The organism is Amycolatopsis sp. NBRC 101858, assembly GCF_030269325.1.
In the GTDB taxonomy this organism is placed as follows: Bacteria; Actinomycetota; Actinomycetes; order Mycobacteriales; family Pseudonocardiaceae; genus Amycolatopsis; species Amycolatopsis ponsaeliensis.
The window spans coordinates 1,974,387-1,998,665 of the sequence record NZ_BSTD01000002.1 but is presented as its reverse complement, the minus strand read 5'-3'; the positions used below and the strand labels follow the sequence as shown (position 1 = coordinate 1,998,665).

General features: G+C 72.0%; 24 protein-coding genes. 16 read left to right on the top strand and 8 right to left on the bottom strand.

Features of this window, described 5'->3' with window-relative positions; all coding sequences use genetic code 11:
* Window positions 1-28 precede the first annotated feature (28 nt).
* From QSK39_RS22260 to QSK39_RS22235, 6 genes are all read left to right on the top strand, one after another.
* Window positions 29-2,224 (top strand): serine/threonine-protein kinase, encoded by a 2,196-nt coding sequence (locus tag QSK39_RS22260; RefSeq protein WP_285479695.1) that lies wholly within the window; start codon window positions 29-31, stop codon window positions 2,222-2,224.
* Window positions 2,225-2,228: 4 nt separating this feature from the next.
* Complete coding sequence (locus QSK39_RS22255) at window positions 2,229-3,638, top strand: vWA domain-containing protein (protein WP_285479694.1); 1,410 nt, start codon at window positions 2,229-2,231, stop codon at window positions 3,636-3,638.
* Window positions 3,635-4,744 (top strand): GlnX family signal transduction membrane protein, encoded by a 1,110-nt coding sequence (locus tag QSK39_RS22250; RefSeq protein WP_285479693.1) that lies wholly within the window; start codon window positions 3,635-3,637, stop codon window positions 4,742-4,744. Before QSK39_RS22255 ends, QSK39_RS22250 begins: the two co-directional genes overlap by 4 nt.
* Complete coding sequence (locus QSK39_RS22245; protein ID WP_285479692.1) at window positions 4,741-6,030, top strand: ABC transporter substrate-binding protein; 1,290 nt, start codon at window positions 4,741-4,743, stop codon at window positions 6,028-6,030. The genes QSK39_RS22250 and QSK39_RS22245 overlap by 4 nt, the downstream gene beginning before the upstream one ends.
* A gap of 24 nt (window positions 6,031-6,054) precedes the next feature.
* Window positions 6,055-6,480 carry a CU044_2847 family protein gene (locus QSK39_RS22240; RefSeq protein WP_285479691.1) on the top strand — a complete coding sequence of 142 codons (426 nt, stop codon included), beginning with the start codon at window positions 6,055-6,057 and terminating at the stop codon, window positions 6,478-6,480.
* Between the two features lie 298 nt (window positions 6,481-6,778).
* The gene (locus QSK39_RS22235) at window positions 6,779-9,634 is read left to right on the top strand and encodes an RICIN domain-containing protein (protein ID WP_285479690.1); all 2,856 of its coding nucleotides are present in this window, start codon (window positions 6,779-6,781) and stop codon (window positions 9,632-9,634) included.
* Here the strand turns inward: QSK39_RS22235 and QSK39_RS22230 are convergent.
* The 3 genes from QSK39_RS22230 to QSK39_RS22220 form a co-directional block, all read right to left on the bottom strand.
* Window positions 9,631-9,975 carry a hypothetical protein gene (locus QSK39_RS22230; RefSeq protein ID WP_285479689.1) on the bottom strand — a complete coding sequence of 115 codons (345 nt, stop codon included), beginning with the start codon at window positions 9,973-9,975 and terminating at the stop codon, window positions 9,631-9,633. The two genes, QSK39_RS22235 and QSK39_RS22230, sit on opposite strands and share 4 nt — an antisense overlap.
* Window positions 9,976-10,036: 61 nt before the next feature.
* Window positions 10,037-10,882 carry an SAM-dependent methyltransferase gene (locus QSK39_RS22225; RefSeq protein WP_285479688.1) on the bottom strand — a complete coding sequence of 282 codons (846 nt, stop codon included), beginning with the start codon at window positions 10,880-10,882 and terminating at the stop codon, window positions 10,037-10,039.
* 77 nt (window positions 10,883-10,959) lie between these two features.
* On the bottom strand, window positions 10,960-11,154 hold the full coding sequence (locus QSK39_RS22220) for a hypothetical protein (protein ID WP_284742694.1): 195 nt from the start codon (window positions 11,152-11,154) through the stop codon (window positions 10,960-10,962).
* A 198-nt stretch (window positions 11,155-11,352) separates the two neighbouring features.
* On the opposite strand from QSK39_RS22220, the gene QSK39_RS22215 reads away from it, so the two are divergent.
* Both QSK39_RS22215 and QSK39_RS22210 read left to right on the top strand, forming a co-directional pair.
* Window positions 11,353-12,087 (top strand): sugar phosphate isomerase/epimerase family protein, encoded by a 735-nt coding sequence (locus QSK39_RS22215; RefSeq protein WP_285479687.1) that lies wholly within the window; start codon window positions 11,353-11,355, stop codon window positions 12,085-12,087.
* Window positions 12,084-13,184: a Gfo/Idh/MocA family protein gene (locus QSK39_RS22210; RefSeq protein ID WP_285479686.1), complete on the top strand. Its 1,101-nt coding sequence runs from the start codon at window positions 12,084-12,086 to the stop codon at window positions 13,182-13,184. The genes QSK39_RS22215 and QSK39_RS22210 overlap by 4 nt, the downstream gene beginning before the upstream one ends.
* On the opposite strand, the gene QSK39_RS22205 is transcribed toward QSK39_RS22210, so the two are convergent.
* Entirely contained in the window at window positions 13,181-13,768 is a 588-nt protein-coding gene (locus QSK39_RS22205; RefSeq protein ID WP_285479685.1) for a TetR/AcrR family transcriptional regulator, read from the bottom strand. The two genes, QSK39_RS22210 and QSK39_RS22205, sit on opposite strands and share 4 nt — an antisense overlap.
* A gap of 123 nt (window positions 13,769-13,891) precedes the next feature.
* Here QSK39_RS22205 and QSK39_RS22200 point away from each other — a divergent pair, with 123 nt between their 5' ends.
* The 8 genes from QSK39_RS22200 (at window position 13,892) to QSK39_RS22165 (ending at window position 21,523) form a co-directional block, all read left to right on the top strand.
* Window positions 13,892-14,668, top strand: coding sequence for a DeoR/GlpR family DNA-binding transcription regulator (locus QSK39_RS22200; RefSeq protein WP_285479684.1), 777 nt, complete (start codon window positions 13,892-13,894; stop codon window positions 14,666-14,668).
* On the top strand, window positions 14,665-15,858 hold the full coding sequence (locus QSK39_RS22195) for an MFS transporter (RefSeq protein WP_285479683.1): 1,194 nt from the start codon (window positions 14,665-14,667) through the stop codon (window positions 15,856-15,858). Before QSK39_RS22200 ends, QSK39_RS22195 begins: the two co-directional genes overlap by 4 nt.
* A 244-nt stretch (window positions 15,859-16,102) precedes the next feature.
* Window positions 16,103-16,996 carry an ABC transporter ATP-binding protein gene (locus tag QSK39_RS22190; RefSeq protein ID WP_285479682.1) on the top strand — a complete coding sequence of 298 codons (894 nt, stop codon included), beginning with the start codon at window positions 16,103-16,105 and terminating at the stop codon, window positions 16,994-16,996.
* Window positions 16,980-17,738 (top strand): ABC transporter permease, encoded by a 759-nt coding sequence (locus tag QSK39_RS22185; RefSeq protein WP_285479681.1) that lies wholly within the window; start codon window positions 16,980-16,982, stop codon window positions 17,736-17,738. Before QSK39_RS22190 ends, QSK39_RS22185 begins: the two co-directional genes overlap by 17 nt.
* Window positions 17,735-18,697, top strand: a complete 963-nt coding sequence (locus tag QSK39_RS22180; protein ID WP_285479680.1) for an ABC transporter substrate-binding protein — start codon at window positions 17,735-17,737, stop codon at window positions 18,695-18,697. Before QSK39_RS22185 ends, QSK39_RS22180 begins: the two co-directional genes overlap by 4 nt.
* Window positions 18,694-19,398, top strand: a complete 705-nt coding sequence (locus tag QSK39_RS22175; protein ID WP_285479679.1) for an isochorismatase family protein — start codon at window positions 18,694-18,696, stop codon at window positions 19,396-19,398. The genes QSK39_RS22180 and QSK39_RS22175 overlap by 4 nt, the downstream gene beginning before the upstream one ends.
* The gene (locus tag QSK39_RS22170; protein ID WP_285479678.1) at window positions 19,395-20,819 is read left to right on the top strand and encodes a UbiD family decarboxylase; all 1,425 of its coding nucleotides are present in this window, start codon (window positions 19,395-19,397) and stop codon (window positions 20,817-20,819) included. Before QSK39_RS22175 ends, QSK39_RS22170 begins: the two co-directional genes overlap by 4 nt.
* The gene (locus tag QSK39_RS22165; protein ID WP_284742705.1) at window positions 20,819-21,523 is read left to right on the top strand and encodes a GntR family transcriptional regulator; all 705 of its coding nucleotides are present in this window, start codon (window positions 20,819-20,821) and stop codon (window positions 21,521-21,523) included. Before QSK39_RS22170 ends, QSK39_RS22165 begins: the two co-directional genes overlap by 1 nt.
* Before the next feature lies 1 nt (window position 21,524).
* On the opposite strand, the gene QSK39_RS22160 is transcribed toward QSK39_RS22165, so the two are convergent.
* The 4 genes from QSK39_RS22160 to QSK39_RS22145 form a co-directional block, all read right to left on the bottom strand.
* Entirely contained in the window at window positions 21,525-21,812 is a 288-nt protein-coding gene (locus tag QSK39_RS22160) for a hypothetical protein (protein WP_285479677.1), read from the bottom strand.
* Window positions 21,813-21,943: 131 nt separating this feature from the next.
* On the bottom strand, window positions 21,944-22,648 hold the full coding sequence (locus tag QSK39_RS22155) for a GntR family transcriptional regulator (protein ID WP_285479676.1): 705 nt from the start codon (window positions 22,646-22,648) through the stop codon (window positions 21,944-21,946).
* Window positions 22,645-23,577 carry a LysR family transcriptional regulator gene (locus QSK39_RS22150; protein ID WP_285479675.1) on the bottom strand — a complete coding sequence of 311 codons (933 nt, stop codon included), beginning with the start codon at window positions 23,575-23,577 and terminating at the stop codon, window positions 22,645-22,647. Before QSK39_RS22150 ends, QSK39_RS22155 begins: the two co-directional genes overlap by 4 nt.
* On the bottom strand, window positions 23,574-24,182 hold the full coding sequence (locus QSK39_RS22145; RefSeq protein WP_285479674.1) for a UbiX family flavin prenyltransferase: 609 nt from the start codon (window positions 24,180-24,182) through the stop codon (window positions 23,574-23,576). Before QSK39_RS22145 ends, QSK39_RS22150 begins: the two co-directional genes overlap by 4 nt.
* Window positions 24,183-24,279 lie beyond the last annotated feature (97 nt).

Here is a 24,279-nt window from a genome sequence, read left to right as displayed (position 1 = left end):
AGGCCTGGCACACCCGGGGGGAGTGCGCATGACCGCCGAACCGGTGTGGTGTCACGGGCAGCCTGTCGGGCCGACGGGGTTCTGCGAAGTGTGCGGCCACCGCCGGGTGCCGGTCGAGGCTCCGGCCGTCGCGGTGAGCACGCCCGCGCCGGAGAGCACCCGGCGGAGTGTCGAGCTCTGGGGTGGTGAGGCCGACTTCCAGTCGCTGCCCGCGGTCGAGGTGCCGGATCCCGGGAAGCTCGTCCTCGCCGACCCGGACTACCCCGAGCAGCACCGGTTCTGCGGCCGCTGCGGGGAACCCGTGGGCCGCGCGTACGCCGGCGAACCCGGGTTCGCCGAGGGGTTCTGCGAGGGCGAGAACTGCGGAGAGCCGTTCTCCTTCCTGCCCAAGCTTTCGCGCGAGGAGCGCGTCGGCGACCGCTACGAGGTCCTCGGCTGCTTCGCCCGCGGCGGGCTCGGCTGGGTGTACCTGGCCGCGGACACCGCGCTCGCCGGCCAGCACGTCGTGCTCAAGGGCGTGATCAACAGCGAGAGCGCGATGCTGCGCGCGCTCGCGCGGGTCGAGCGGGACGTGCTCATCCGGCTCGACCACCCGAACATCGTGCGGATCAGCGACTTCGTCGAGCACATCCCGCCTTCCGGCGGCGAGCCGGACACCTACCTGGTGATGGAGTACGTCGGCGGCCGGTCGTTGCGCGACCTCCTCGTCAAGGGCCCGCCGCCGCGCGTGGAGCACGTCATCGTCTACGGCCGGGCCATCCTCGGCGCGCTCGACTACCTGCACGGCGAAGGCCTGCTGTACTGCGACATGAAGCCGGAGAACGTGATCCACGGCGACAAGCGCGTCAAGGTCATCGACCTCGGCGCGGCCCGCGCGATCGACGACCCGGCCACCCCGAGCGTCGGGACCGAGGGGTTCCAGGCGCCGGCGCACGAGCTCACCCGGCACGGCCTGACCGTCCGGTCCGACCTGCACACCGTGGGCCGGACGCTGCAGGTGCTGCTGGACGGCGCGAGCGAGGACGCCGACCCGGACCGCGTCGCCGGCGGCCTCGACTCCCTGCGCCGGGTCCTCGAGCGCGCGGTCGCGCCGTTCGAACGGCGGTTCGCCACCGCGTCCGAGATGGCCGAGCAGCTCGACGGGGTGCGCCGGGAAATCCTTTCGCTGCGCGACGAACGGCCGCGCCCGGTGCCGTCGGCGTTGTTCGAGGACACCGCGGAACTGCTCGACGACGGCCTCGGCGCGGTGCCCGGCCTCGACCGCTGGGTCACCGCCGCACCCGGCCGCGAAGGCCTGGACCCCGGGTTGCCGGGCGCCGCCGACGGGGCCGGCCGGCTGCCGATCCCGCGGGTCGCGCCGGACGACCCGGCGGCGGAGTTCATCGCCGCCGCGGGGGCGCCCGGGCCGCACCGCTGGCTGGACAAGCTCGCCCTGTTCGGCGAACGGTCCGTCGAGATCGAGTTCGCCCGGACCCGGGCACACATCGCGGTGGGCGACTCCGACCGCGCGGCCGCGGCCTTGTCGGCGGCCGAAGAGCTGCTCGGCGCCGAGGCCGCACGCGACTGGCGGGCGGCCTGGCACCACGGCCTGCTGGCGCTCGTCCGCGGCGACGCCGAGCCGGCCGCGGCGGCGTTCGACCGGGTGCACCGCGCGTGGCCGGGCGAGCTCGCACCGAAGCTCGCGCTCGGCTTCTGCGCCGAACTGCGCGCGGACACCCGGGTGGCCGAGCGCTGCTACCGCTCGGTGTGGCACCGCGACCACGGCCAGGTCAGCGCCGCCTTCGGCCTGGCCAGGAGCCACCTGCGGGATCGGGGCCGCGACGCCGCGGTCGCCCTGCTCGACGCCGTCCCGCCCATCTCCCGCCACTACGACGCCGCGCGGATCGCCGCCGTGCGGATCCGGGTGGCCCGCCTGCCGTCCGGGCCGCCAAGCCGGGACGACCTCGCCGACGCGGCGCGGCGGCTGCCCGAGCTCTACCTCGACGGCGAGTCCCAGGACCGCCTGGAGACGCTCGTCCGCGAGGCGGCGCTGGACGCCCTCGGCGAGGGCGCCGAGCCGGGCTGGAACGGCGGTGCCCTGCTCGGCGAGCGCGTCACCGACGGCGGGCTGCGCACGCTGCTGGAGCAGTCCCTGCGCCGGCTCGCCGAGCGGGCCCGGGACCGGAACGAGCACGGCGTGCTCGTCGACCTCGCCAACTCCGTCCGCCCGAAGACGAGAAGGTGATCGGATGCCCGAGACCCCGTCGTTCACCCTGCAGCTGAGCCAGAACAAGTACCTGGCTCCCTCGGACGAGCGGATGGACGCCGTCCTCACCGTGCGGGTGGGCGACGCCGGGGCGACCGCGGCGGACGGCCCGCCGCAGGCCGCGGAACTGCTGCTGGTGGACTGTTCCAGCTCGATGGACTGGCCGCCGACGAAGATCGAGGCGGCGCGGCACGCCTGCCGGGTCGCCGTCGACTCCCTGCGCGACGGCGTGCTGTTCGGGGTGGTCGAGTGCACCGCGCACGCCGAGCTGGTCTACCCGGCGACGCCGGAGCTGGCCGTCGCCGGCCCGCGGACCCGGCAGGAGGCGAAGACGGCGGTCTCCGGCCTCATCGCCGGCGGGGGCACCGCGATGAGCCGGTGGCTGGACCTGGCCCGGGAGCTCTTCGAGCGCACCAACCCGGCGATCCGGCACGCCGTGCTGCTCACCGACGGCAAGAACGAGTCCGACCGCATGGGCGCACTCGACGCCGCACTGGATCGCTGCCGGGGCGAATTCGCCTGCGACGCCAGGGGAATCGGCGACGACTGGGAGCCGCGGGACCTGCAGCGCATCGCGTCCGTGCTGCGCGGCAGCGCCGACGCGGTGCTGGAGGACGCCGAGCTGGCCGGGGACTTCCGGCGGCTGGTCGAGCAGGCGATGGGCCGGACGGTGCCGGACCTGCGGCTGCGGCTGACCACGCTGCCCTACAGCAGGCTGAGGTTCGTCAAGCAGGTCTTCCCGACCGAAGTGGACCTCACCGCGCAGTGCCGGTCCGCCGGCCGCGTGCTCGAGTTGCCCACCGGCGCGTGGGGTGACGAGCAGCGCGAGTACCACCTCTGCCTCGACGTCGAGGCGGCGGAGCTGACCCGTCACGAAGACCGGCTGCTGGGCACGGTCACGCTGCTCGAGGGCGCGGAAACCGTGGTGAGCGACCAGCTTCCGGTCGTCGCCTACCTGACCGACGACCTGGCGCTCTCGAGCGTGCCGGACGAGAACGTCGCCCGCATCACCGGGCAGGCCGAGCTGGGTCGCGCGGTCCGCGCGGGCTGGGACGCGTTCGAGCGCGAAGACCGGGCGGAGGCGGCGCGCGAATGGGGCACCGCGTACCGGCTGGCCACCGACCTCGGCAACGCGGAGATCCTCAAGCGCCTGGGCCGCCTGATCGACGTCCGCGACGGCGCCGTCGCGATCAAGGAGGGGGTCCGCCCGCGCGACGGGTTCTCGCTCGTGCTCGGGTCGACCATCTCGACCTACACCGCCGAACCCGTCACCCCGGTGGCCCGGTCCGAGGGCGGTGGGGCGCCGCGCGAGTGCGTCCACTGTGGACACAAGGCACGGCCCGCGGCGAAGCGCTGCGGGCGGTGCGGCGAGCCGTTCGAGGATCCGTCGTGAGCGCGACGAGCACCACGCGCAAGACCCTGTGGTGGCTGCGGCTCGGGCTGGTGGCCGGCAGCGCGCTGGTGCTGGTGACCGCGCTGGCGACCTTCCTCGGGGTGCGGGCGAGCATCGCCGAGGTGCGCGAGCGAACCGCGCCGGCCGTGCTCGAGGTGTCGCTGGTCAAGGAAGCGCTCGTGGCCGCCCACGGTGCCGCGGTGACCGCCTTCGAGCGCGACCAGGTACGCCTGACCGGCCCCAGCGAGCAGTACGAGGACGAGATCGCGCGGGCCGGCCAGCAGCTCGCCCAGGTCGCGGAGCACAACGCGGCCGGCGAACAGGGCAGCCAGACGCTGCAGCTGATCGAAGGGCTGCTGCCCGCGTACAACAGCTTCATCGGGCAGGCCGACGCCCACTTCCGCCAGGACGACGGCGGCCCGCTCGCCGCGAGCAACCTGCAGTCCGCGTCGGATTTGCTGACCGCGAAGGAGAACGGCATCCTCGCGCGCCTCGACAGCCTGGCCGCCGCCCAGCGCGCCGCCCTGGACGCGCAGCTCGGCACCGACTGGCTGGACCCCGCGATCACGCTGCTGTGGGCGCTGCCGCTGCTGCTCCTGCTCGCCCTGCTGGTGTGGACGCAGCGGTTCCTCGCCCGGCGCTTCCGGCGGGCGGTGAACTCGGCGCTGTTCGCCGCGACGGGGGCGCTGGTGCTGCTCGGCGCGGGAACGGCGCTGCTGCTCGGGGTCCAGTCCGAGGCCCGGGACAGCGGTGCCGCGCTGGAGCGGACGGTGGACGCGCGCTCCGCCGCGACGACGGCCACCGCGGGAGAGGCCCAGTGGACGCTCGCCAAGGTGCTGGTCACCTCGTGCCGGACCAGGGGAGCGGACGCCTGCGGTGACACGGTGACCGCGTTCGCCGCGGCGACGGCCTCGCCGCCGGCCGTTCCGCCCGCGGCCCCGGCCGACGTCGACGAGTCGGCGCTGCTGGGCCCGGGGCTCACGGAACCGGGCTGGAACGGCCTGCTCGGCTACGGGATTCCCGTGCTGGCCGCGGGAATCGGGGTGCTGGTCGTGGGCGGCCTGCAACCCCGGCTCGACGAATACCGGTTCCGGGGGGCGAAATGAGCAGGCGCATCGCCGCCGTCGTGCTGGCCGCTGTGCTGGCGGCCGGGGTGCCCGGCTGCTCGACCGGGTCCGGCGCGGACGTCGTCACCGTGCTCGGCTCGTGGACCGGCGACGAGCAGGCCGCGTTCCAGCGCGTGCTCGACGGGTTCACCCGGGAGACCGGCATCCCGACGCGCTACCAGGGCACCCGCGCGCAGAACCAGGTGTTGCGCGGCGACCTGCAGCAGGGCACCCCGCCGGACGTGGCGGTGCTGTCCAACCCGGCCGAGCTCGCCGGGTACGCGGGCTCGGGCGACCTGAAGCCGCTGGACGCCGTCCTCGGCGCGGAGGCGGCCCAGACGTACAGTCCCCAGTGGCTCAAGCTGCAGCAACTCGGGCGCGGCGCGATGTACGCGGTCGCCGTCAAGGCCGACCTGAAGAGCATCGTCTGGTACTCGCCGAAGACGTTCACCGGGCCGGAACCGGCGACGTGGGACCAGCTCCTGACGACGTCGCGGCAGCTCGCCGCGAGCGGGCGGCGCCCTTGGTGCCTCGGCATGGGCGCGCCGCCGAACTCCGGGTTCCCGGGCACGGACTGGATCGAGGACATCCTGCTGCACAGCGCCGGCCCGCGGGTCTACAGCGCTTGGGCGGCGGGCGAGCTGCCGTGGACCGACCCGGCGATGCGCGCCGCGTGGGAGAGCTGGGGCGAGCTGGTGCTGGCGCCGGGCGCGGTCCGCGGCGGCAGCACGGCGGCGTTGCTGACGTCGTTCGCCGACGCCGGCAAGGCGATGTTCGCCGAACCGCCGGGGTGCGTGTGGGAGCACCTGGGTTCGTTCGCGATCGGCGGGTACACCGCGCTCCCGGGGCCGCCGGTGCCCGACCGCGACTTCCGGTTCTTCCCGTTCCCTGGCGCGGGTGCGGGCGGCCCGGCCGAGGTCTCGGCCGACTTCGCGGCGATGTTCCGCGACACGCCGGCCGCGCGCAAGCTCATGGTGTACCTGGCCGGTGAGGCGGGCCAGCGGATCTGGCCGTCGGGCGGCACGACCTTCTCGGTGCACCAGCGGCTGGTGGACCAGGACGTCTACCGCAGCGACGTCACCAAGCGGATCGCGACGACCCTCGCCCGGGGGAACGACCTGTGCTTCGACGCGTCGGACCTGATGCCGTCGGCGATGAGCAGCGCGTTCTACCAGGCGGTGCTGGAGTACCTGGCCCACCCGGACCGGCTGGCAGGCCTGCTCGACCAGCTGGATCGGGTGCGCCGCGGCATCGGCCGGGAGCAGTGGCTGGATTTGTCTTGTTGATCGTTTCTGCTTCGGGAGGACTCCTTGCCGGAATTCGTGCGTTTCCCGCTGGCCGACGGCGGATCGGTGCTGGTCGAGGTGGAGGTGGAGCCGGGCCTGGAGCGCGCTTCGGCGCCGTCGGGAGTACTCCGCAAGGCGACGACGACGTTCGAGCACGCCCTGGGCGAGGTCCGCGCGGCAGCGGGAGCGGCGCTGGCCCAGTTCCGCGGCTTGGGCCCGGACGAGGTGGAGCTCAAGTTCGGCGTGAAGCTGGACGCCCAGGCGGGCGCGGTGATCGCACGGACGGGGCTGCAGGGGCAGTTCGAGGTGAAGCTGAAGTGGGTACGCGGGGACGAGGCGTCCACTGAGGACGGAGCGGAGGAGGAACCGGCCAAACCGGCGGCGGGTTCCACAACCGGACCCGACCCGGCGGCGAGCGGAGCCGACCCGGTGTCGCTGAACGTGCCGTAGCCCGCTCGCGCGCGGAGCCGACCCGTGTCGCCGAACGTGCCGTAGCCTGCGCGCGTGCGGAGCCGACCCGGTGTCGCCGAACGTGCCGTAGCCCGCCCGCGTGCGGAGCCGGTCGGGCCACCCGCGCGCCCCGACCGGCCCGCCGCGCGTCCCGACCGGCCCGAGCCGCCGCCTGTGCGCGACCGCCCTGCCGCCCCTCATGGCTTTCGGCGGCTCCGACGAACGGCGGATTTACAACGTTGTATCCACCGAGTACACCTGTATTTACAACGTTGTAAAGACGAGCGGAGGCCGTCCCGTGTCGCTGAGCCGCAGGCAGTTCGTCGCCGGAGCCGGAGTTGCCGCCGCCACCGTGCTGGTCGGTGCCAATGCCGGCCGAGCCGGGGCCGCCGCGGTCAGGAAGCTCGCCCCCGCGTCAGGCGGCCTCTACACCCCGAACGCCGCTCCGCTGAAGCCCGTCGCCTTCCTCAAGCTCCCTCCCGGGGCCGTCACCGCCCAAGGCTGGCTCGCCGGCCAGCTGAAACTGCAGCTCGACGGCCTCTGCGGCCACTACCCCGAGACCTCGCACTTCCTCGACTTCGCCACCAGCGGCTGGGTCCACCCCGAGCGCGCCGGCTGGGAAGAAGTGCCCTACTGGCTGCGGGGCTACGTCGACCTCGCCGCCGTCACCGGGGACGCCGCCGCGAAAGCCACCGCCGCCAAGTGGATCGACGCCATCCTCGCCACCCAGCAGTCCGACGGCTTCTTCGGCCCCACCGCCCTGCGCACCGCGCTCAACAACGGCCCCGACTTCTGGCCGTACCTCCCGCTGCTGCAAGCCCTGCGCTCCTGGCAGGAGTACACCGGCGACACCCGCGTCATCCCGTTCCTCACCCGCTTCCTCCGCTACATGAACGCCCAGGGCAAGAGCGCGTTCGACTCCAGCTGGGTGTCCGTCCGCTGGGGTGACGGCCTCGACAGCGTCTTCTGGCTCTTCAACCGCACCGGTGACACCTTCCTGCTCGACCTCGCCGACAAGATCCACAGCTTCGGCGCCAGCTGGGTGAACAACCTGCCCAGCCTGCACAACGTCAACATCGCCCAGGGCTTCAGGGAACCCGCTCAGTACGCCCTGCGGTCCGGCAACGCGAGCCTGACCCAGGCCACCTACGCCGACTACAACACGGTCATGGCCACCTACGGCCAGTTCGCCGGCGGCGGCTTCGCCGGGGACGAGAACGCGCGGCCCGGCTTCGGCGACCCGCGGCAGGGCTTCGAGACCTGCGGGATCGTCGAGTTCATGGCGAGCCACCAGCTGCTCACCCGGCTGACCGGCGACCCCGTCTGGGCCGACCGCTGCGAAGACCTCGCCTTCAACTCCCTGCCCGCCGCCCTAGACCCGGCCGGGCGCGCCGTCCACTACATCACCAGCGCGAACGGCGTCGACCTCGACAACGTGCCCAAGAGCGAAGGCCAGTTCCAGAACGGCTTCGCGATGCAGGCCTACCTGCCGGGCGTCGACCAGTACCGCTGCTGCCCCCACAACTACGGCATGGGCTGGCCGTACTTCACCGAAGAACTCTGGCTGGCCACGCCGGACAACGGTCTCGCCGCCGCGATGTACTCCGCCAGCAGCGTCACGGCGAAGGTCGGCGACGGCACGTCGGTGACCATCACCGAGGACACCACCTACCCGTTCTCCGAGCAGGTCACCTTCACCGTCCGGACGTCGAAGCCGCTCGCGTTCCCGCTGTACTTCCGGATTCCCGCGTGGTGCGCCGCGCCCCGGCTCGTCGTGGCGGGGGCGACGGTCGCGGCGACGGCCGGGCCGTCGTTCGTCAAGGTCGACCGGACCTGGGCGAACGGCGACGTCGTCACGCTCACCCTGCCGCAGCGCACGACGACGCGGACCTGGGCGGCGAACCACGACTCCGTCTCGGTCGACCACGGCCCGCTGACGTACTCGCTGAAGATCGGCGAGAGCTACCAGCAGATCGGCGGGAACGCGCAGTTCCCCGAGTACGCGGTGCACGCGACGACGCCCTGGAACTACGGCCTCACCCCCGGCGCGGCACTGACCTTCTCCGCGGCCGGCGGTGCGCTGCCCGCCAACCCGTTCACGCCGGACACCGCGCCGGTCAAGATCACCGCGCCCGCGCGGAAGATCGCCGAATGGACGGCCGACGACCAGAACGTCGTCACGCCGCTGCAGGCGTCACCGGCCCGCAGCGACGCGGCGGTCGAGACGGTCACGCTGATCCCCATGGGCGCGGCCCGCCTGCGTGTCACGTCGTTCCCGACGGCTGACCCGAACGGCCACCCGTGGTCGCCCGGCGGCGGGGGAGCGGGCTTCCGGATCGTGAACCGCAACTCCGGCAAGGTGCTCGGCGTCGATCAGATGTCCACAGCGGACAGTGCGCGCGTGGTGCAGTTCGCCGACAACGGCACCGACGACCACGTCTGGCACCTCGTCGCGAACGGCGACGGCTGGTACCGGATCCGCAACCACCACTCCGGCAAGGTGCTCGGCGTGGACCAGATGTCCACAGCGGACAGTGCGAAGGTCGTGCAGTTCGCCGACAACGGCACCGCGGACCACCTCTGGCAGCTCGTCGACAACGGCGACGGCTGGTGGCGGCTGAAGAACCGCAACTCCGGCAAGGTCCTGGGCGTGGACCAGATGTCCACTGCGGACAGCGCGCAGGTGGTGCAGTTCGCCGACAGCGGCACGGCGGACCACGTCTGGCGGCTGGTCCCGGACGGCCGGGTCCGGGTCGAGAACCGCAACTCCGGCAAGGTGCTCGGCGTCGACCAGATGTCCACATCGGACGGCGGGCGGGTCGTGCAGTTCGCCGACAACGGCACCGACGACCACCTCTGGACGTTCGAGGCCGCCGCCGACGGCTGGTTCCTGATCCGCAACGTCCACTCGGGCAAGGTGCTGGGGATCGACCAGCGGTCCACAGCGGACAGTGCGATCGTCGTCCAGTTCACCGACAACGGGTCGGCGGATCACCTGTGGCGCCTGCGCGACGACGGCAGCGGCTGGTTCCGGATCGTCAACCGCAACTCGGGGAAGGTCCTCGGCGTGGATCGGATGTCGACCGCCGACAGCGCGCAGGTGGTGCAGTTCGGCGACACCGGAACCGCCGATCACCTGTGGCGGCTGCGTTAGCGGTTGGTCCAGTAGACGATGTCGGGAACCACGACCAGCAGCGCCACCGCGAGCCAGTACCGGCCTGCTTTGAGCTGCGGTGCGCGGAAGGCGAACAGGGCGTTCAAGCCGGCCACGACCAGCCCGGCGAACACCAGGAAGACCAGGCCGAGCCCGATCACGAGGCCCGCGCCGTCGTCGACGACGGTCGGGTCGACCGTGCCCCACCCGAGCTCACCGGCGAGGACCTGCGTCCCCAGCATCGCGTACGCGACCGGGTAGGCGCACGGGATGGCCAGCAGCAGGTTGAGTGGAACGCCGATCAGCCACACCTGGTGCGGGCGGAGCTCACGACGGGGCACCGGCTCATCATGCCGGACCACCCGGTGGCGGCAGCGGGCGGTCCGGCCGCCGCGAATCGAGCTAGCGCTTGACGCCGACGATCCCGGCGACGCACTTCGCCGACCCCGACAGGGGCGTGAGCCGGGGGCCGTCCGGCCACCACTCGTCGCACACCGAGAGGCCCGGCCCGGAAGTCGCGTTCGGCGGGAGGAACTCCAGCCCCGGCAGCATGGCTTCGATCTCCGCCCGCGTGCGGAACCGGCCGGCGCCGAGCGGGCCCTGGGTCAGGATGTCCTCGATGCGCTTGGCGATCGCGGTCAGTTCCGGCACCTCGGGGTCGAAGAAGTGCGACAGCACCACGTACGAGCCCGGGGCGAGCGCGTCGATGTACTCGCGCATGACGTCGGCCGCGCCGTCGCCCTCGAAGTGGTGCATCGTGCCGACGTGCAGCAGCGCGACCGGCTCCGAGAAGTCGATGTGCTGGAGCACGGTCTCGTCGCGGAGCACCGCTTCCGGCTTGAAGATGTCCGCTTCGACCATGTGCGTGAAGTCGTTCTCCACCAGCAGCGCCCGGCCGTGCGCGAGGACCACCGGGTCGTTGTCGATGTAGACGACCGTGTGGTCCTTGTCGATGCGCTGGACGATCTGGTGCGTGTTCTCCGCCGTCGGCAGCCCGGACCCGCAGTCGACGAACTGCCGGATCTTGGTCTGGGCGGCCAGCATCCGCAGCGCGCGGTTGTGGAAACCGCGGTTGCCGCGGGCGATGTCGACCGCTTCCGGGACGGCCGCGCGGATCTTCTCCATCACCACGCGGTCGACCTCGTAGAAGTTGTTGCCGCCGAGGAAGCCGTCGTAGATCCGCGCGATGCTCGGCCGGTCGGGGTCGACCCCGACGGGCTTCTGGCTCGGGGACAGCGTCTCGGACATGGCGACCTCGCAGGACTTCGGCGCGTGGCGTGGGGCCACCCAGCGTAGTAGCTCGGGTCCGCGCGGTAAACGCGAGGTCAGCCGCTCGGCCGAAGCCGCTGGTCAGGAATGTCGTCCCGGGCGCGCTCGGCGCGTTCGCGGCGCAGCCGGGCGAGGTGCTGCTCGATCCGGCGGTCGAGGTCGCGTGCGGCCTCGGACAGTTCCGTCAGGTCGCGACGGGACGCCGGGTGGCCGACGGCCCCCGTGTCCACTTCGTCCCCTGCCCTGTCCACTACCGGCACCTCCCGGATCGGATCGGCCTTGACCTCGTCGAAGCGTTACTGCCCCAACCGGCCCTGACCAAAACAACGACGGCAGTGAGCCTCGGCACGCCGGTGCCGCCGTCCGGTGGACCGGCCGCGAAATCCCTGGTGCCAATTTTGACCAGGTGGTAGAAATTCAAGGAACCCCGTGACCTCCAGGAGCCGGTGATGAGCGAGCTTTCCGTGCAGCTGTACTCGGTCCGCGACGCCTTCGCGGCCGACCCCGCCGACACCCTGCGGCGGCTCGCCGCGATCGGCTTCACCCGAGTCGAGCCGTACGGGGTCGTCGAGAACGTCGAAGCGCTGCGGGCCGGGCTGCCGGCCAACGGCCTGACCGCCCCGACCGCGCACGCCCGCCTGATCGGCGCCGACCAGGCGGCCGTCTTCGCCGCGGCGGCCGAGCTGGGCATCGGCCTGGTCATCGACCCGCTCGTCAAGCCGGAGCAGTGGCAGGACCCCGCCGACATCGCCGCCACGGCGGACGCGCTCAACGCCGCCGCCAAGGTCGCGGCCGAGCACGGGGTCCAGGTCGGCTACCACAACCACTGGTGGGAGCTGGAGTCCCGGATCGACGCCCGCAGCGCCTTCGAGGTGTTCGCCGACCAGCTCGACCCGGCCGTCGCGCTGGAGGTCGACACCTACTGGGCCACCGCGGGCGGCGAGGACGCGCCCGCCCTGCTGCGCCGGCTCGGTGACCGCGTCAAGGCGATCCACGTCAAGGACGGCGGCCTGGCCACCGACGCCACCGGCCAGCTGCCCGCCGGGCGGGGCCGGGTGCCCGTCGCCGACGTGCTCGCCGCCGCGCCGGACGCGCTGCGCGTGATCGAGTTCGACGCCTACGACGGCGACCTCTTCGAGGCCATCGCCGCCAGCCGCACCTTCCTGACCGGCGCGGCCCGGTGACCGGCGGGCCGGTCGGCGTCGGGATCGTCGGCGCCGGCGTCATCAGCGGCACCTACCTCGAGAACCTGACGAGCTTCCCGGACGTCCGCGTGCTGCGGGTCGCCGACCTCGACACCGAGCGCGCCGCGGCCCAAGCGGCCAAGTACGGGGTGCCGCAGTCGGGCACGGTGGCCGAGCTGCTCGACGACGCCGACGTCGAAATCGTGGTCAACCTGACCGTCCCCGTGGCGCACGTCGAGGTCGGGCTCGCCGCCCTCGAAGCGGGCAAGCACGTCTGGGCGGAGAAGCCCCTCGCGCTGGACCGCGAGACCGGCCGCAAGCTGCTGGACCGCGCCCGGGAGAAGAACTTGCGCGTGGCGAGCGCGCCCGACACCGTGCTCGGTGCCGCGCTGCAGACCGCGCGCCGGGCGGTCGACGACGGCCGGATCGGCCGCCCCCTGACCGCGTTGGCGTTGTTCCAGGTGGCGGGCCCGGAGCTCTGGCACCCGGCGCCGGAGTTCTACTACCAGCCGGGCGGCGGGCCGCTGCTCGACATGGGCCCGTACTACCTGACGGCCTTGGTGCACCTGCTGGGCCCGGCCCGGCGCGTCACCGGGGCCGGCGGGCGGGCGCGTGACACCCGCGTCGTCGGGTCCGGGCCGCGGGCGGGGACGGAGTTCCCGGTGTCGGTGCCGACCACGGTCGTCGCGCTCGTCGAGTTCGACCGCGGGTCCGCCCAGCTGGTCCTGAGCTTCGACTCGGCGCTCAAGCGGACCGGGCTGGTCGAGCTGACCGGCACCCTCGGCACCGCCGTCCTGCCCGACCCCAACCGCTTCGACGAGCCGACCCGGCTGCACCTGCTCGACCGGGACGAGCCGGAAGAGCTGGCGCCCGCCGGGCACGCGGCCTCCCGCGGCACCGGGGCGCTGGAGCTGGCCCGGGCGATCCGCGCCGGCGAGCCGGAACGCGCGTCCGGCGAGCTGGCCTACCACGTGCTCGACACGATGCTGGCCATCGAGGAGTCCCTGACCCGGGGGCAGAGCGTGGACGTCGGCAGCAGCGTCGAGGTCCCGCCCCTGCTGCCGGTGGGCTGGGACCCGTACGCGAAGACCCTCTAGACCGGGACGGTGAGCACGTTCTGCAGGTAGAAGCGCAGCGATCCGACCAGGTCGACGTCACCGGGGACGGTCAGCCACTGCACCTGCAGGCCGTCCATCAGCGCGATGAACGTCAGGGTCGCCATCCCCGGGTCGACGCCGTCCCGCAGTTCGCCGCGGGCGGCCAGGACCGCGAACGACTCGCGCACGCCTTCGCGCGCGGCCCGGTAGTGGCGCACGAAGTACTCGTGCGCCGGGTGGTCCGCGGCGACGGCCTCGGCGGCGAGCCGGGAGTAGAGGTCGACGATCCCGGGGTGGCGGACGTTGTGCTCGGCGAGCGCGACGAAGTGGCGCAGGACTTCGAGACCGGGCGGCACCGTGAGCTGCTCGCGCTCGGAGTCCTCGGCGTCACGCCGTTCCAGCACGGCGGCGAGCAGGGCTTCCTTGGTCGGGAAGTAGTACAGGAGGCCGGCGTGCGAAATCCCGACGCGCTTGGCGATCTCCCGCAGCGACGAGCCCTGGTAGCCGAGTTCGCCGTACGCCGCGGCCGCCGCCGTGATGATGTCCTCACGGCGGATCCGGCCCTTCAGGTAGCCCCCGGTCACGGGGTCGCGGTGGTCTCGGCGGCGTGCACGGCCCCATCATGCCGCAGCGGTGTTTCGCACAAGCAACGTGAGCGGACGAACAAATCGGTTGTGCGAACGCTCGCGACTTGCGAACATCGCGGCGTGAAGAGTGCGGAACGGCAGCGGATCATCGTGGAGCGGCTGCGCGACGCCGACCAGGTGGCCGTCGCGGACCTGGCGTCGGCGACCGGCGCGTCGGAGATGACCGTGCGCCGCGACCTCGACCACCTCGCCTCGCGCGGGGTGCTGCGGCGGGTGCACGGCGGAGCCGTCCCGGCGTCGCCGTCCGGGATCGAGCCGCCGTTCGCCGCCCGCGCGACGGAAGCGGTCGCGGCGAAGCGGGCCATCGCGGCCGCGGCGGCCGAGCTGATCCGCGACGGCGAAACGATCGTCCTCGACAGCGGCACGACCGCGCTGGAACTCGCGCGGCTGCTGCGCGGGCGCCCGGTCACCGTGATGCCGCTTTCCCTGCACGCGGCCCGGGAGCTGGCCGACGACGGGGAAGTCCGGCTGCTCCTGCCGGGTGGCGAGCCGAGGCCGGGGGAGCAGGCCCTGGTGGGCCCGCTGACCGTCGCGTCGCTGCGCGCCCTGCGCTTCGACGTCGCGGTGCTGAGCCCCTGCGCGTTCGGCCTCGACGCCGGGCTCACCGCGTTCGACCTGGGCGACGCCGAGGTCAAGCGGGCGGCCCTCGACGTCGCGGCCCGGGCGATCGTGCTCGCCGACGGCGCCAAGTGGGGCCGCGCCGCGCTCGCCCACGTCTGTCCCGCCGATCGCGCGGACGTAGTGATCACCGACCCGGGCGCGCCCGAGGACCAGCGTGCGGCGCTGGCCGGCCTCGGCGTGCTCGTGCACGTCGCCGTCCCCTGGGAGAACCGATGACGACCGCCCCGCCCCGCCCGCGTGCCGCCCGGTTCGCGACGTTCATGTTCTTCGGCCTCAACGGCTTCGCGATGGGCATGTGGGTCGTGCACATCCCGAACGTCGAGCGCGCGGCCGGCATCTCGCACAGCACGCTGGGCGCGTTGCTGCTGGTGCTCGGCGGCGCGGCGTTCGCGGGCATGCAGATCTCCGGGCCGCTGGTCGACCGGCTCGGCCACCGCCGCCTGGTCCCGGCGGCCGGGGTGCTGCTCGGGCTCGCGCTGCTCGCACCCGGGTTCGCGAACTCGTGGTGGACGCTGGGGCTTTCGCTGATCCTGTTCGGCTTCGGCAACGGCGCGATCGACGTCGGGATGAACTCGCACGCGGTCGTCGTGGAGCGGGCCTACCCGCGCCCGATCATGGCGGCGTTCCACGCGATGTGGTCGATCGGCGGCGCGTTCGCGGCGGTCATCGGCGCGGCGACGCTCGGCGCGGGCGTGCCGACGGGCGTGACGCTCACCGGCACCGGCCTGCTGTGCGTGGCGCTTTCCCTGACGGCGGCCCGGTTCCTGATGGAGCCGTCGGACGCGCCGGTGGTTTCGGAATCGCCCGCCGAGGCGGCGCCGGCCCGCCGTCGCACACCGGGCCGCGTGGTGTGGCTGCTCGGCCTGCTGGCGCTGGCCCTGATGCTGTCGGAGGGCGTGGCCAACGACTGGGCGGCGCTGCACATGGAGAAGGTCCTGGGCACCTCGTCGTCGACGGCGGCGCTGGCGTACGGCGCGTTCGCGGTGGCGATGACAACGGGCCGCTTCCTGACCGACCGCGTCGCGGCGTGGGCCGGCCCGGCGGCGATCGTCCGCTGGGGAGCGACGCTGGCGGCGGTGGGTTTGACGACGGCCGCGGCGGCGCCGTGGGTGCCGTTGTCCCTGGTGGGCTGGGCCGTGTTCGGGCTGGGGTTGTCGGGCGGAGTCCCGCAGCTGTTCACGGCGGCGGGCAACCTGGACACACGGGCGTCGGGCGCGTTGATGGCCCGGGTGGTCGGGCTCGGGTACGTGGGTCTGCTGGCGGGACCGGCGCTGATCGGCGGGCTGACGCGGTGGATGCCGTTGAACGTGACCTTCGCCGTGCCGGTGGTGCTGTGCGTGCTGGCGGCGGTGTTCGCGGGGGTGCTGAGCCCGAAGCCGGAACCGGCGGAGCAACCCGTCGGCTGACCTCTCGCGCAGGTCCGTGAAGGCCCTCTGGCCGGCTCTCGACGCCGGCCAGGGGGCCTTTGTCGTTCGCCTGTAGTGAAGTGGCTAGTGTCGACAGTTCGCTACTTACTCGATTCCGACTCCTTGACAGTTGCCGCCGTGCGGACGCAGACTCTCCCGAAGTGTCGACACCTTGCGATCCGCAGTGCAGCCATCGGCAAGGAGGAGCGGTAGTGAACCACCCAGAAATCCCGGGGACGCGCTGATGTCCGTCCCGACCACCTGCCTGGACGCGCGGGACCTGCTGCTCGGCCACCGGGCCCGGCGCGGCGGCGGGTTCTCCACCGCGTGCCTCGACCTGAACCTGCAGATCCGCGACGAGGAGTTCGTGGTCATCGTCGGCCCCAGCGGGTGCGGCAAGACCACCTTCCTCGAGGCCGTCGCCGGGCTCGTGCCGGTCGCCGGCGGGGCCCTCGAACTCGGCGGCCGGCCGATCACCGGGCCCGGGCCGGAGCGGTCGCTGGTCTTCCAGCACGCCTCGCTCTACCCGTGGCGGACCGTCCTCGACAACGTCCTCTTCGGACCCCAGGTCCAGGGCAGGCTGACGCCGGAGACCCGGAACCGCGCCGAGGAACTCCTCGACGTCGTCGGGCTGGCCGAGGTCGCGAAGAAGTACCCGCACGAGCTGTCCGGCGGCATGAAGCAGCGCGTCAACCTCGCGCGCGCCCTGGCCACCGACCCGACGCTCCTGCTGCTCGACGAGCCCTTCGGTGCCCTCGACGCCCAGACCCGCGAGAACCTGCAGGACGAGCTCCTGCGGATCTGGCAGGCCGACGCCGTCACGAAGAAGACCGCGATGTTCGTGACCCACGACGTCAACGAGGCCGTGCTGCTCGCCGACCGCGTGCTCGTCTTCTCCCCGTCCCCGGCGCACGTCGCGCTGGAAGTGGTCATCGACGTGCCCCGCCCGCGTGCCGCCGCCTGGCGCCGCAGCGCCGAGTTCCTGGCCTACGGCGACAAGATCCTCTCGGCCCTCCACCACGAACCCGCAGCTTCGGAGCCGAACCATGACAACAGCGTCTCTCCCGCGCACGACACCAGCCCCGACCCCGCCACCGGCGCTGTCGGCGAGCTCCGGCTGGGTGCGGCGACACCGTAGCGGGCTGCTCGGCACGGCCGGGATGGCGATCGTCCTGGTGCTGTGGCAGCTGGCGACGGCGCTCGGCCTCGTCGACGTCTCCTTCAGCAGCAACCCGCTGCGCATCGCCGCGGCCGAGGGAAAGCTCTTCGGCTCCGGCGAGATCTACCCGGCGCTCGGCGCGACCGGCCTGGAACTGCTGTGGGGCCTGGGCATCACGTTCGTCCTCGGCATCCCGATCGGGCTCGTGCTCGGCCGCAGCAAGATCCTGCACGACATGACCGAGCCGATGGTCAACATCCTCTACTCGGTGCCGTACGTGATGTTCCTGCCGATCATCATCTTCTGGTTCGGCATCGACAACACCTCGCGCGTGATCGTCATCGTGTGGGCTGCGATCCTGCCGCTGATCATCAACATCACCGCGGGCGTCCGGAACCTCGACAGCGACTACACCCGCGTCGCGACGGTGTTCTGCACCCCGCGGCTGAAGTTCTTCTACACCATCGCGTTGCCCGCGACGCTGCCCTACATCCTCGCGGGGGTGCGGCTGGCCGTCGGCCGCGCGCTGGTCGGCGCGATCGTCGCCGAGCTGTTCCTGGCGAGCCAGGGCCTCGGCTACTTCGTCCAGACGCAGACCTCGAACTTCAACATGGACTCGGCGATGGCCGGGATCGTCATCCTCGCCGTGCTCGCCCTGGTCCTGAACTGGGCCGTCCGGCTCGTCGAACGCCGTTTCACCCACTGGGCAGGTGCACAATGAAGAAGCTTCTCCTGGCCGCGAGCCTCATGCTGGGCCTCACCGCGTGCGGCGGCGGGGCGGGCGGCACGGTCACCGCCGACGCGAGCGGCGCGCTGCCGGTCACCATCGGCTACACCGCGCTCGGCGCGGGCTACTCCGACCTCTACACCGCGCAGGACTACGGCATCTTCGCCAAGCACGGCCTGAACGTGAAGCTCAGCCGGCTCAACGACAGTTCGCAGCTGGTCGCGGGGCTCGCCAGCAACAGCGTCCAGATCGGCGTCGGCGTCGCGGCCGACACCGCCGCGGCCATCATGAAGGGCGCGGACCTCAAGTACGTCGCGATGTCCGAGCCGCACTACAACCTCGAGATGTGGGCGAGCCCCGACATCCAGTCGGTCGCCGGGCTCAAGGGCAAGAAGGTCGCGATCACCTCGCCCGGTTCGGAAAGCGACTTCGGGCTGACCGCGCTGCTGGAGGCGAACGGCCTCAAGCGCGAGGACGTCACGGCGGTGTTCGTCAAGGGCGTCCCGGCCGAGGTGGCCGCGCTCGGCAGCGGCGCGGTGTCGGCGATCCTCACCCAGCCGCCCAACGGCACCGAGAGCCGGAACAAGGGCGCGCACCGGCTCGCCGCGCTGTCGAACATGCCGTTCCCGCTCGGCGCCTACACCGTGCAGTCGAAGTACCTGCAGAACAACCGCGAGGTCGTCAAGCGGTTCGTCGCGGCGGAAACCGAGGCACTGCAGTACATCCGCGGCCACAAGAACGAGACGGTCAAGAGCATCCAGAAGTACAGCGGCGTGCAGAGCACCGAGCTCGCGTCGTACGCCTACGACTTCTTCCTCGACGTCTGGGCGAAGACGCCGGCGGTGGACGAGAAGGTGATCAAGCAGGCCTTCGACGAAGCCGCCGAGAACGCCAAGACCACGGCTCCCTCGGACATCGCGAAGTACATCGACAACAGCTTCACGGCGTCATGAACTTCGAAGCCGAGTGGGCGAAGCACCTGACCGAACGGGACCGCGCGGTGCTGGCGGCGACGTCGTGGGCGAAGCGGGCCCCGTTCGGCCTGGGTGCCAACCCGGCCGTGCTCGTCGTCGACCTCTACTACGCGGCGCTGGGCCTGCCCCGGCAGGACATCCTCGACGCCGTCGAGGACTGGCCGAGCGCGTGCGGCGTGGACGGCTGGGCGGCCGTCGACCGCACCGCCCCGCTGCTGCGTGCCGCCCGCGACGCCGGGGCGCCGGTGATCTACTTCCACGCGACGCCGGCGCGGTACGGCCGGTGGAACCGCAAACCGGGCTCGGCGCTGACCCCGAAATCCACGGTGGACCCGAACGCGATCGTGTCCGAAGTGGAGCCGTGGGCCGGGGACGTCGTGCTGGAGAAGATCGGTCCCAGCTGCTTCCACGGCACCCCGTTGGACACGCTGCTGCGGATGGGCGGGCACGACACCGTGCTCGTCGCCGGCGAAGCCACGAGCGGGTGCGTGCGCTCGACCGTCGTCGACGCCTGCAGCCGCGGCTACCGCGTCGGCGTCGTCGGCGACTGCTGTTTCGACCGGTTCGAGGCGTCGCACTGGCTGAGCCTGTTCGACCTCGACCAGAAGTACGCGGACGTGCTCACCGCCGAGGCGGCGATCGGCCACCTCCGCCAGACCTCGCGAAGGATCCCGGCATGACCGACCTGCGGAAGTGGCTCGCCGAAGCCGAGGCGGCCGGGGAGGTGCAGACCGTCGAAGGCGCCCACTGGGAGCTCGAGATCGGCGCGCTGTCCCAGGTCAACTACCGGCGCTCGCACCCCAAGGCGCTGATGTTCGACTCGATCAAGGACTACGCCTCCGGTTCGCGCGTGCTGTCCGGTTCGGTCAGCAACCCGCGGCTGCTCGGGTCGGTGCTCGGGCTCGGCTGGGACAACACCGACGAGGACCTCGTCGAGAAGCTCGCCGTCAAGCCGGGGGAGTGGATCTCGCGCTCGGGCGACTTCCACGCTGTCAGCGTCGGCGACGGGCCGCTGCTGTCCCATGTGGACGACGAGGTCGACCTGCTGAAGTTCCCCGTGCCGCGCTGGCACGAGGGCGACGGCGGCCGCTACATCGGCACCGGCTGCGCGGTCGTCACCCGCGACTACGACACCGGCCGGATCAACCTCGGCGCGTACCGGATGCAGGTGCAGGACGACGGCCGCGCGGTGAGCGTCAACATCGAGGCGGGCAAGCACGGCGCCCAGCACCTGCGCCGCTGGTTCGAGGCCGAGGGGCGGGCGCCGATCGCGGCGTCGCTGGGCCACCACCCGGCGTACCTGGTGGCGGCCGGCGTCGAGGTGCCCGGCGACGTCTCGGAGTACGACTACGTCGGCGCGATGGCCGGTGCCCCGGTGCGCACGATCGCCGGGCTCGCGACCGGGCTGCCGCTGCCGCACGACGCCGAGATCGCCGTCGAGGGCTGGGTGCGGCCGGACGACAAGCGCCCGGAAGGCCCGTTCGGCGAGTGGACCGGCTACTACTCCGGCTCCCGCGACCCGATCCTCACCATCGACGTCGAGAAGGTGTACTACCGCGACGACCCGATCCTGCTCGGCGCGCCGCCGGGCAAGCCGCCGCACGACTATTCGTACATGCGCACGGTGATGAAGTCGGCGATCATCACCGACTCGCTGCGCAAGACGGGGTTGCCGGGGCTGCGGGGTGTGTGGGCGCATGAGGCGGGTGGCGGGCGGTCGCTGCTGATCGTCGCGATCGAACAGCGTTACGCCGGGCACGCGCGTCAAGCGGCGTACCTGACGTCGCAGCTGCCGAGCGCGGCGTACATGAACCGGTTCACGGTGGTCGTCGACCACGACGTCAACCCGCGCGACCTCGGCGAGGTCGTCTGGGCGATGTGCGGGCGGACGGACCCGTCGCTCGACATCGAGGTGATGAAGCGGACGTGGGGCAGCCGGGTCGACCCGCTGACGCTGCCGGGCGCGGTGCCGTTCAACAGCCGCGCGATCATCGACGCGTGCCGGCCGTACGAGCGGCTGGCCGACTTCCCGGCGGTGGCCGAGTCGAGCCCGTCGCTGATCGCCGACGTGAGCCGGCGCTGGCCCGAGGTCCTCGGCTAGTGACGGCGGTGGACCTGCCGGACTTGCGGCGAGAGCTGCTCTTCACCGCGTTGCGCGGGGTGGAGGGCGGCTCGTCGCTGGCGTTCACGATCTTCCAGGAGATCGCGGTGGGCATCGTCGAGGGGCGGCTGCCACCGGGCCACGAGGTGAACTCGGCGGAGCTGGCCCGCCGGTTCAGCACATCGCGGACACCGGTGCGCGAAGCGTTGCTGCTGCTGGAGCGCGAGTCCCTGGTGATCATCCCACCGCGCCGGCGCCCGTACGTGTCCCCGGTGGACATGGCGCAGGTGCGGGAGATCTACGAGATCCGGGCATCGCTGTACGCGCTGGTGAGCGAGCTGCTGGTGGCGCGGGCCTCGGACGAGGAGATCGCCGGGCTCCGGCGCTGGCAGGGTCTGCTTTCGGCGGACGCTTCCTGCGGTGACGTGGATGCGTACTTCTGGCACAACGTGGGGTTTCGGAATGCGGAGGCGAGCTTGTCGAAGAACGGCGAGCTGCAGCGCCGGTTGAGTTCGTTGGGGCTGCAGATGCACCGATTCCGGCACTTGAGCCTGTCCCTGCCGGGTCGGCTGCTGCATTCGGTGGCGGACCACGAGAGGCTGGTGAACGCGTACGCAGACCGAGACGCGGGGTTGGCGGCAGCGGTGAGCCGGTCGTTGGTGATGAGGGGCTACCGGGCAATCGAACGAGCCGGCGGCGTGTGACTCACTCGATCGGGCGTTTGAAGTACCACGTCAACTGCGGAGGCACTTCGGAGCCCGGATCGCCTTCGTTGCCGAAACTTTTTGCAGGCAAAACGGTGATGGTCACCAGCTCCCAGCCTTGGCGGCCGAGAATGTTCAAGAGATCCATCTCGTTTTCCGGTTGAGGCTGTACCAGAGCAGGTCCGTTTTTGGTCGGTTCGTACCAACTCCAGACCCACTTCTGCCGGCCCCACCAAGCGGGCTTTTCGAGGCTGCACACCACCGACGTGTGCTGCCAACCGCGGCTCATCGGCGGAAGAGGAGCACGAGGGCGGCGGGCCAAGCCTGCTGTGAACGCACTATTCCTCCGAGGTCGGCGACTGAACGTCGGTCATGGCAACGAACGGACATCCGTCCCAGTCGCCGCGCACCGGTCTTCCGTTACGCCTCGTCCGCTACTTCGAGTCCCGACCATCCCGAAGCCTCGATCGACCGCAGCCCGGTCATGATGATCGACCGCGTCAACGCAACAGCCAAAACAGCATCCCCATCGGCATAAGCCGCCAAGAGCCGCTCATGATCCGCCACCGACCGGTCCAACCGCCCCGGCAACGACAGACTCACGTGCCGCAGCTGCAAAGTCCGCAGCCCCAACGACCCCAGCAACCGCGTCAACTGCCGGTTCCCCGCCACTTCAGCCTCGGCCTGGCGAAAAGAAACGTTGTGCCAAAAGTAAGCATCGACGTCCCCACTAGCGGCGTCGTCACGCAGGTGCGCCTGCCACGTAGCGAGCACCGACAAATCCGGAGCACCCGCCACGATCAGCTCGCTCACCAGCGCATGCAGCGAAGCCCGGATCTCGTACAGCTCCCGCGCCTGGGCCAGCGTCACCGGCGCGACCCGCGGCCGCCGGCGGGCCGGGATGTCCACCAGACCCTCGCGCTGCAACGTCAGCAGCGCCTCGCGGATCGGTGTGCGGGATGTGCTGAACCGGCGGGCCAGCTCCACCGAGTTGACGTCCGCGCCCGGGGGCAGGGACCCGTCGATGATGCGGCGGGCCAGGTCCTCGACGATCCGGTCGACCAGGGAGACGTCCGCGCGCCCGTCGAGCAGCATGCGGCGCAGGACGTCGGGCGGTTCGGTCACGCGTGTTCCTCCGGGTCGGTCGTCGCCACCACCCGCAATACTTCCAGCATCTGCCGCGCCGCGGGGGGATGACTCGCCTCCAGCAGGCGCACCGCCGCGATCCGCCGCCGTGGCGCGGGCCCGGCGATCGGCACCGCCACGACGTCGGGGCGCTGCGCCACCAGCGCCAGCCGCGGGGCCGCGCCGATGCCGATCCCGGCCGCGACCAGGCCCTGCACCGACAGGTAGTCCTCGGTCGCGAACCCGATCCGCGGCTCGAAACCGGACAACCGGCACAACGTCGTGAACGCCTCGTCGTACGGCGGCCGGTGGCTGCGCACCACCCACGTCTCGCCCGCCAGCTCCCGCAGCTCCACTTCGGACTCCCCGGCGACCGGGTGATCGAGGGGCACCAGCACGCTCAGCGGGTCGTCGGCCAGGTGGACCCACTCGACGTCGGCAGGCACCGACCGCGGGTCGAAGTCGTAGTCCCAGACCAGGCCGAGGTGGATCGAGCCGTCGCGCAGGGCCGCCGTCATGTCGGACGCGTGCGCCGAGCGCAGCACGATCTTCGTCTCCGGGTACCGCCGCTGGTACTCCCGCACGACGCGGGGGATGAGGTCGGCGCCGGCCGTCGGGAACGCACCCAGCCGCACCGACGCGTGCTGCGCCTTGAGGTCCGACATCTCCTGCTCGATGTGCGCGATCGTGCCGAGCAACCCGGTGCTGCGTTCGGACAGCAGCTTGCCCGCCTCGGTGAGCTCGATCCCGCGCGGCCCGCGGATCATCAGCGGCACGCCCAGCTGGCGCTCCAGCAGCGCCATCTGCTGGGAGACGGCGGAGTGCGTCATGAACAGGGCCTCGGCCGCCGCGGTGAACGAGCCGTGCTCGGCCACCGCGGAGAAGATCTGCAGCCGCCGCGCCTCCAGCACTCCGGTCCCTTTCGTCACCGCCCCAGCAGGTCGGCCGGGTCGGCCCTGGTCAGTTCGCCGTCCCACGGTTCCGGCGCCAGCTCCCATAGTCTCACCCGGGCGAGCGCGCGGCGAGCCGTGTAGTCCACCAGGTCCCCGACGGTCCGCGGCCGCGGGTAGAACGCCGGCACCGGCGGCGCGATGATCGCGCCCGCCTCCGTCACCGCGACCATCGACTTCAGGTGCCCCAGGTGCAGCGGGGTTTCGCGGACCATCAGCAGCAGCGGCCTGCCCTCCTTGAGGCAGACGTCGGCGGCGCGGCTGACCAGGTCGTCGGTGTAGCCGGTGGCGATCGCGGAGAGCGTCTTGACCGAGCACGGCGCGACGAGCATCGCCGCGACGGGGAACGAGCCGGACGCGATCGTCGCCCCGATCTCACCCGGCCGGTAGGTGACGTCGGCGAGCGCGCGGACGTCGGCCAGCGTGAGGTCGCATTCGTGGCGCAGGGTGAGGATCCCGGCCTTCGACAGCACCAGGTGCGTCCGGATCCCGGACTGCTCCCGCAGCAGTTGCAGGACGCGCACACCCAGGCACGCTCCGCTGGCGCCGGTGATCGCCACGACCACGTTCCGCGTTCCCGTCACGACCGCCGCCTTTCCTCAATGGACTCGTCCGGCCATCGCAGCACGAACCCGCGCCGGAAGCGAGGCCCCGGCTGTCAGTTCTCCTTACGCCTGCTGC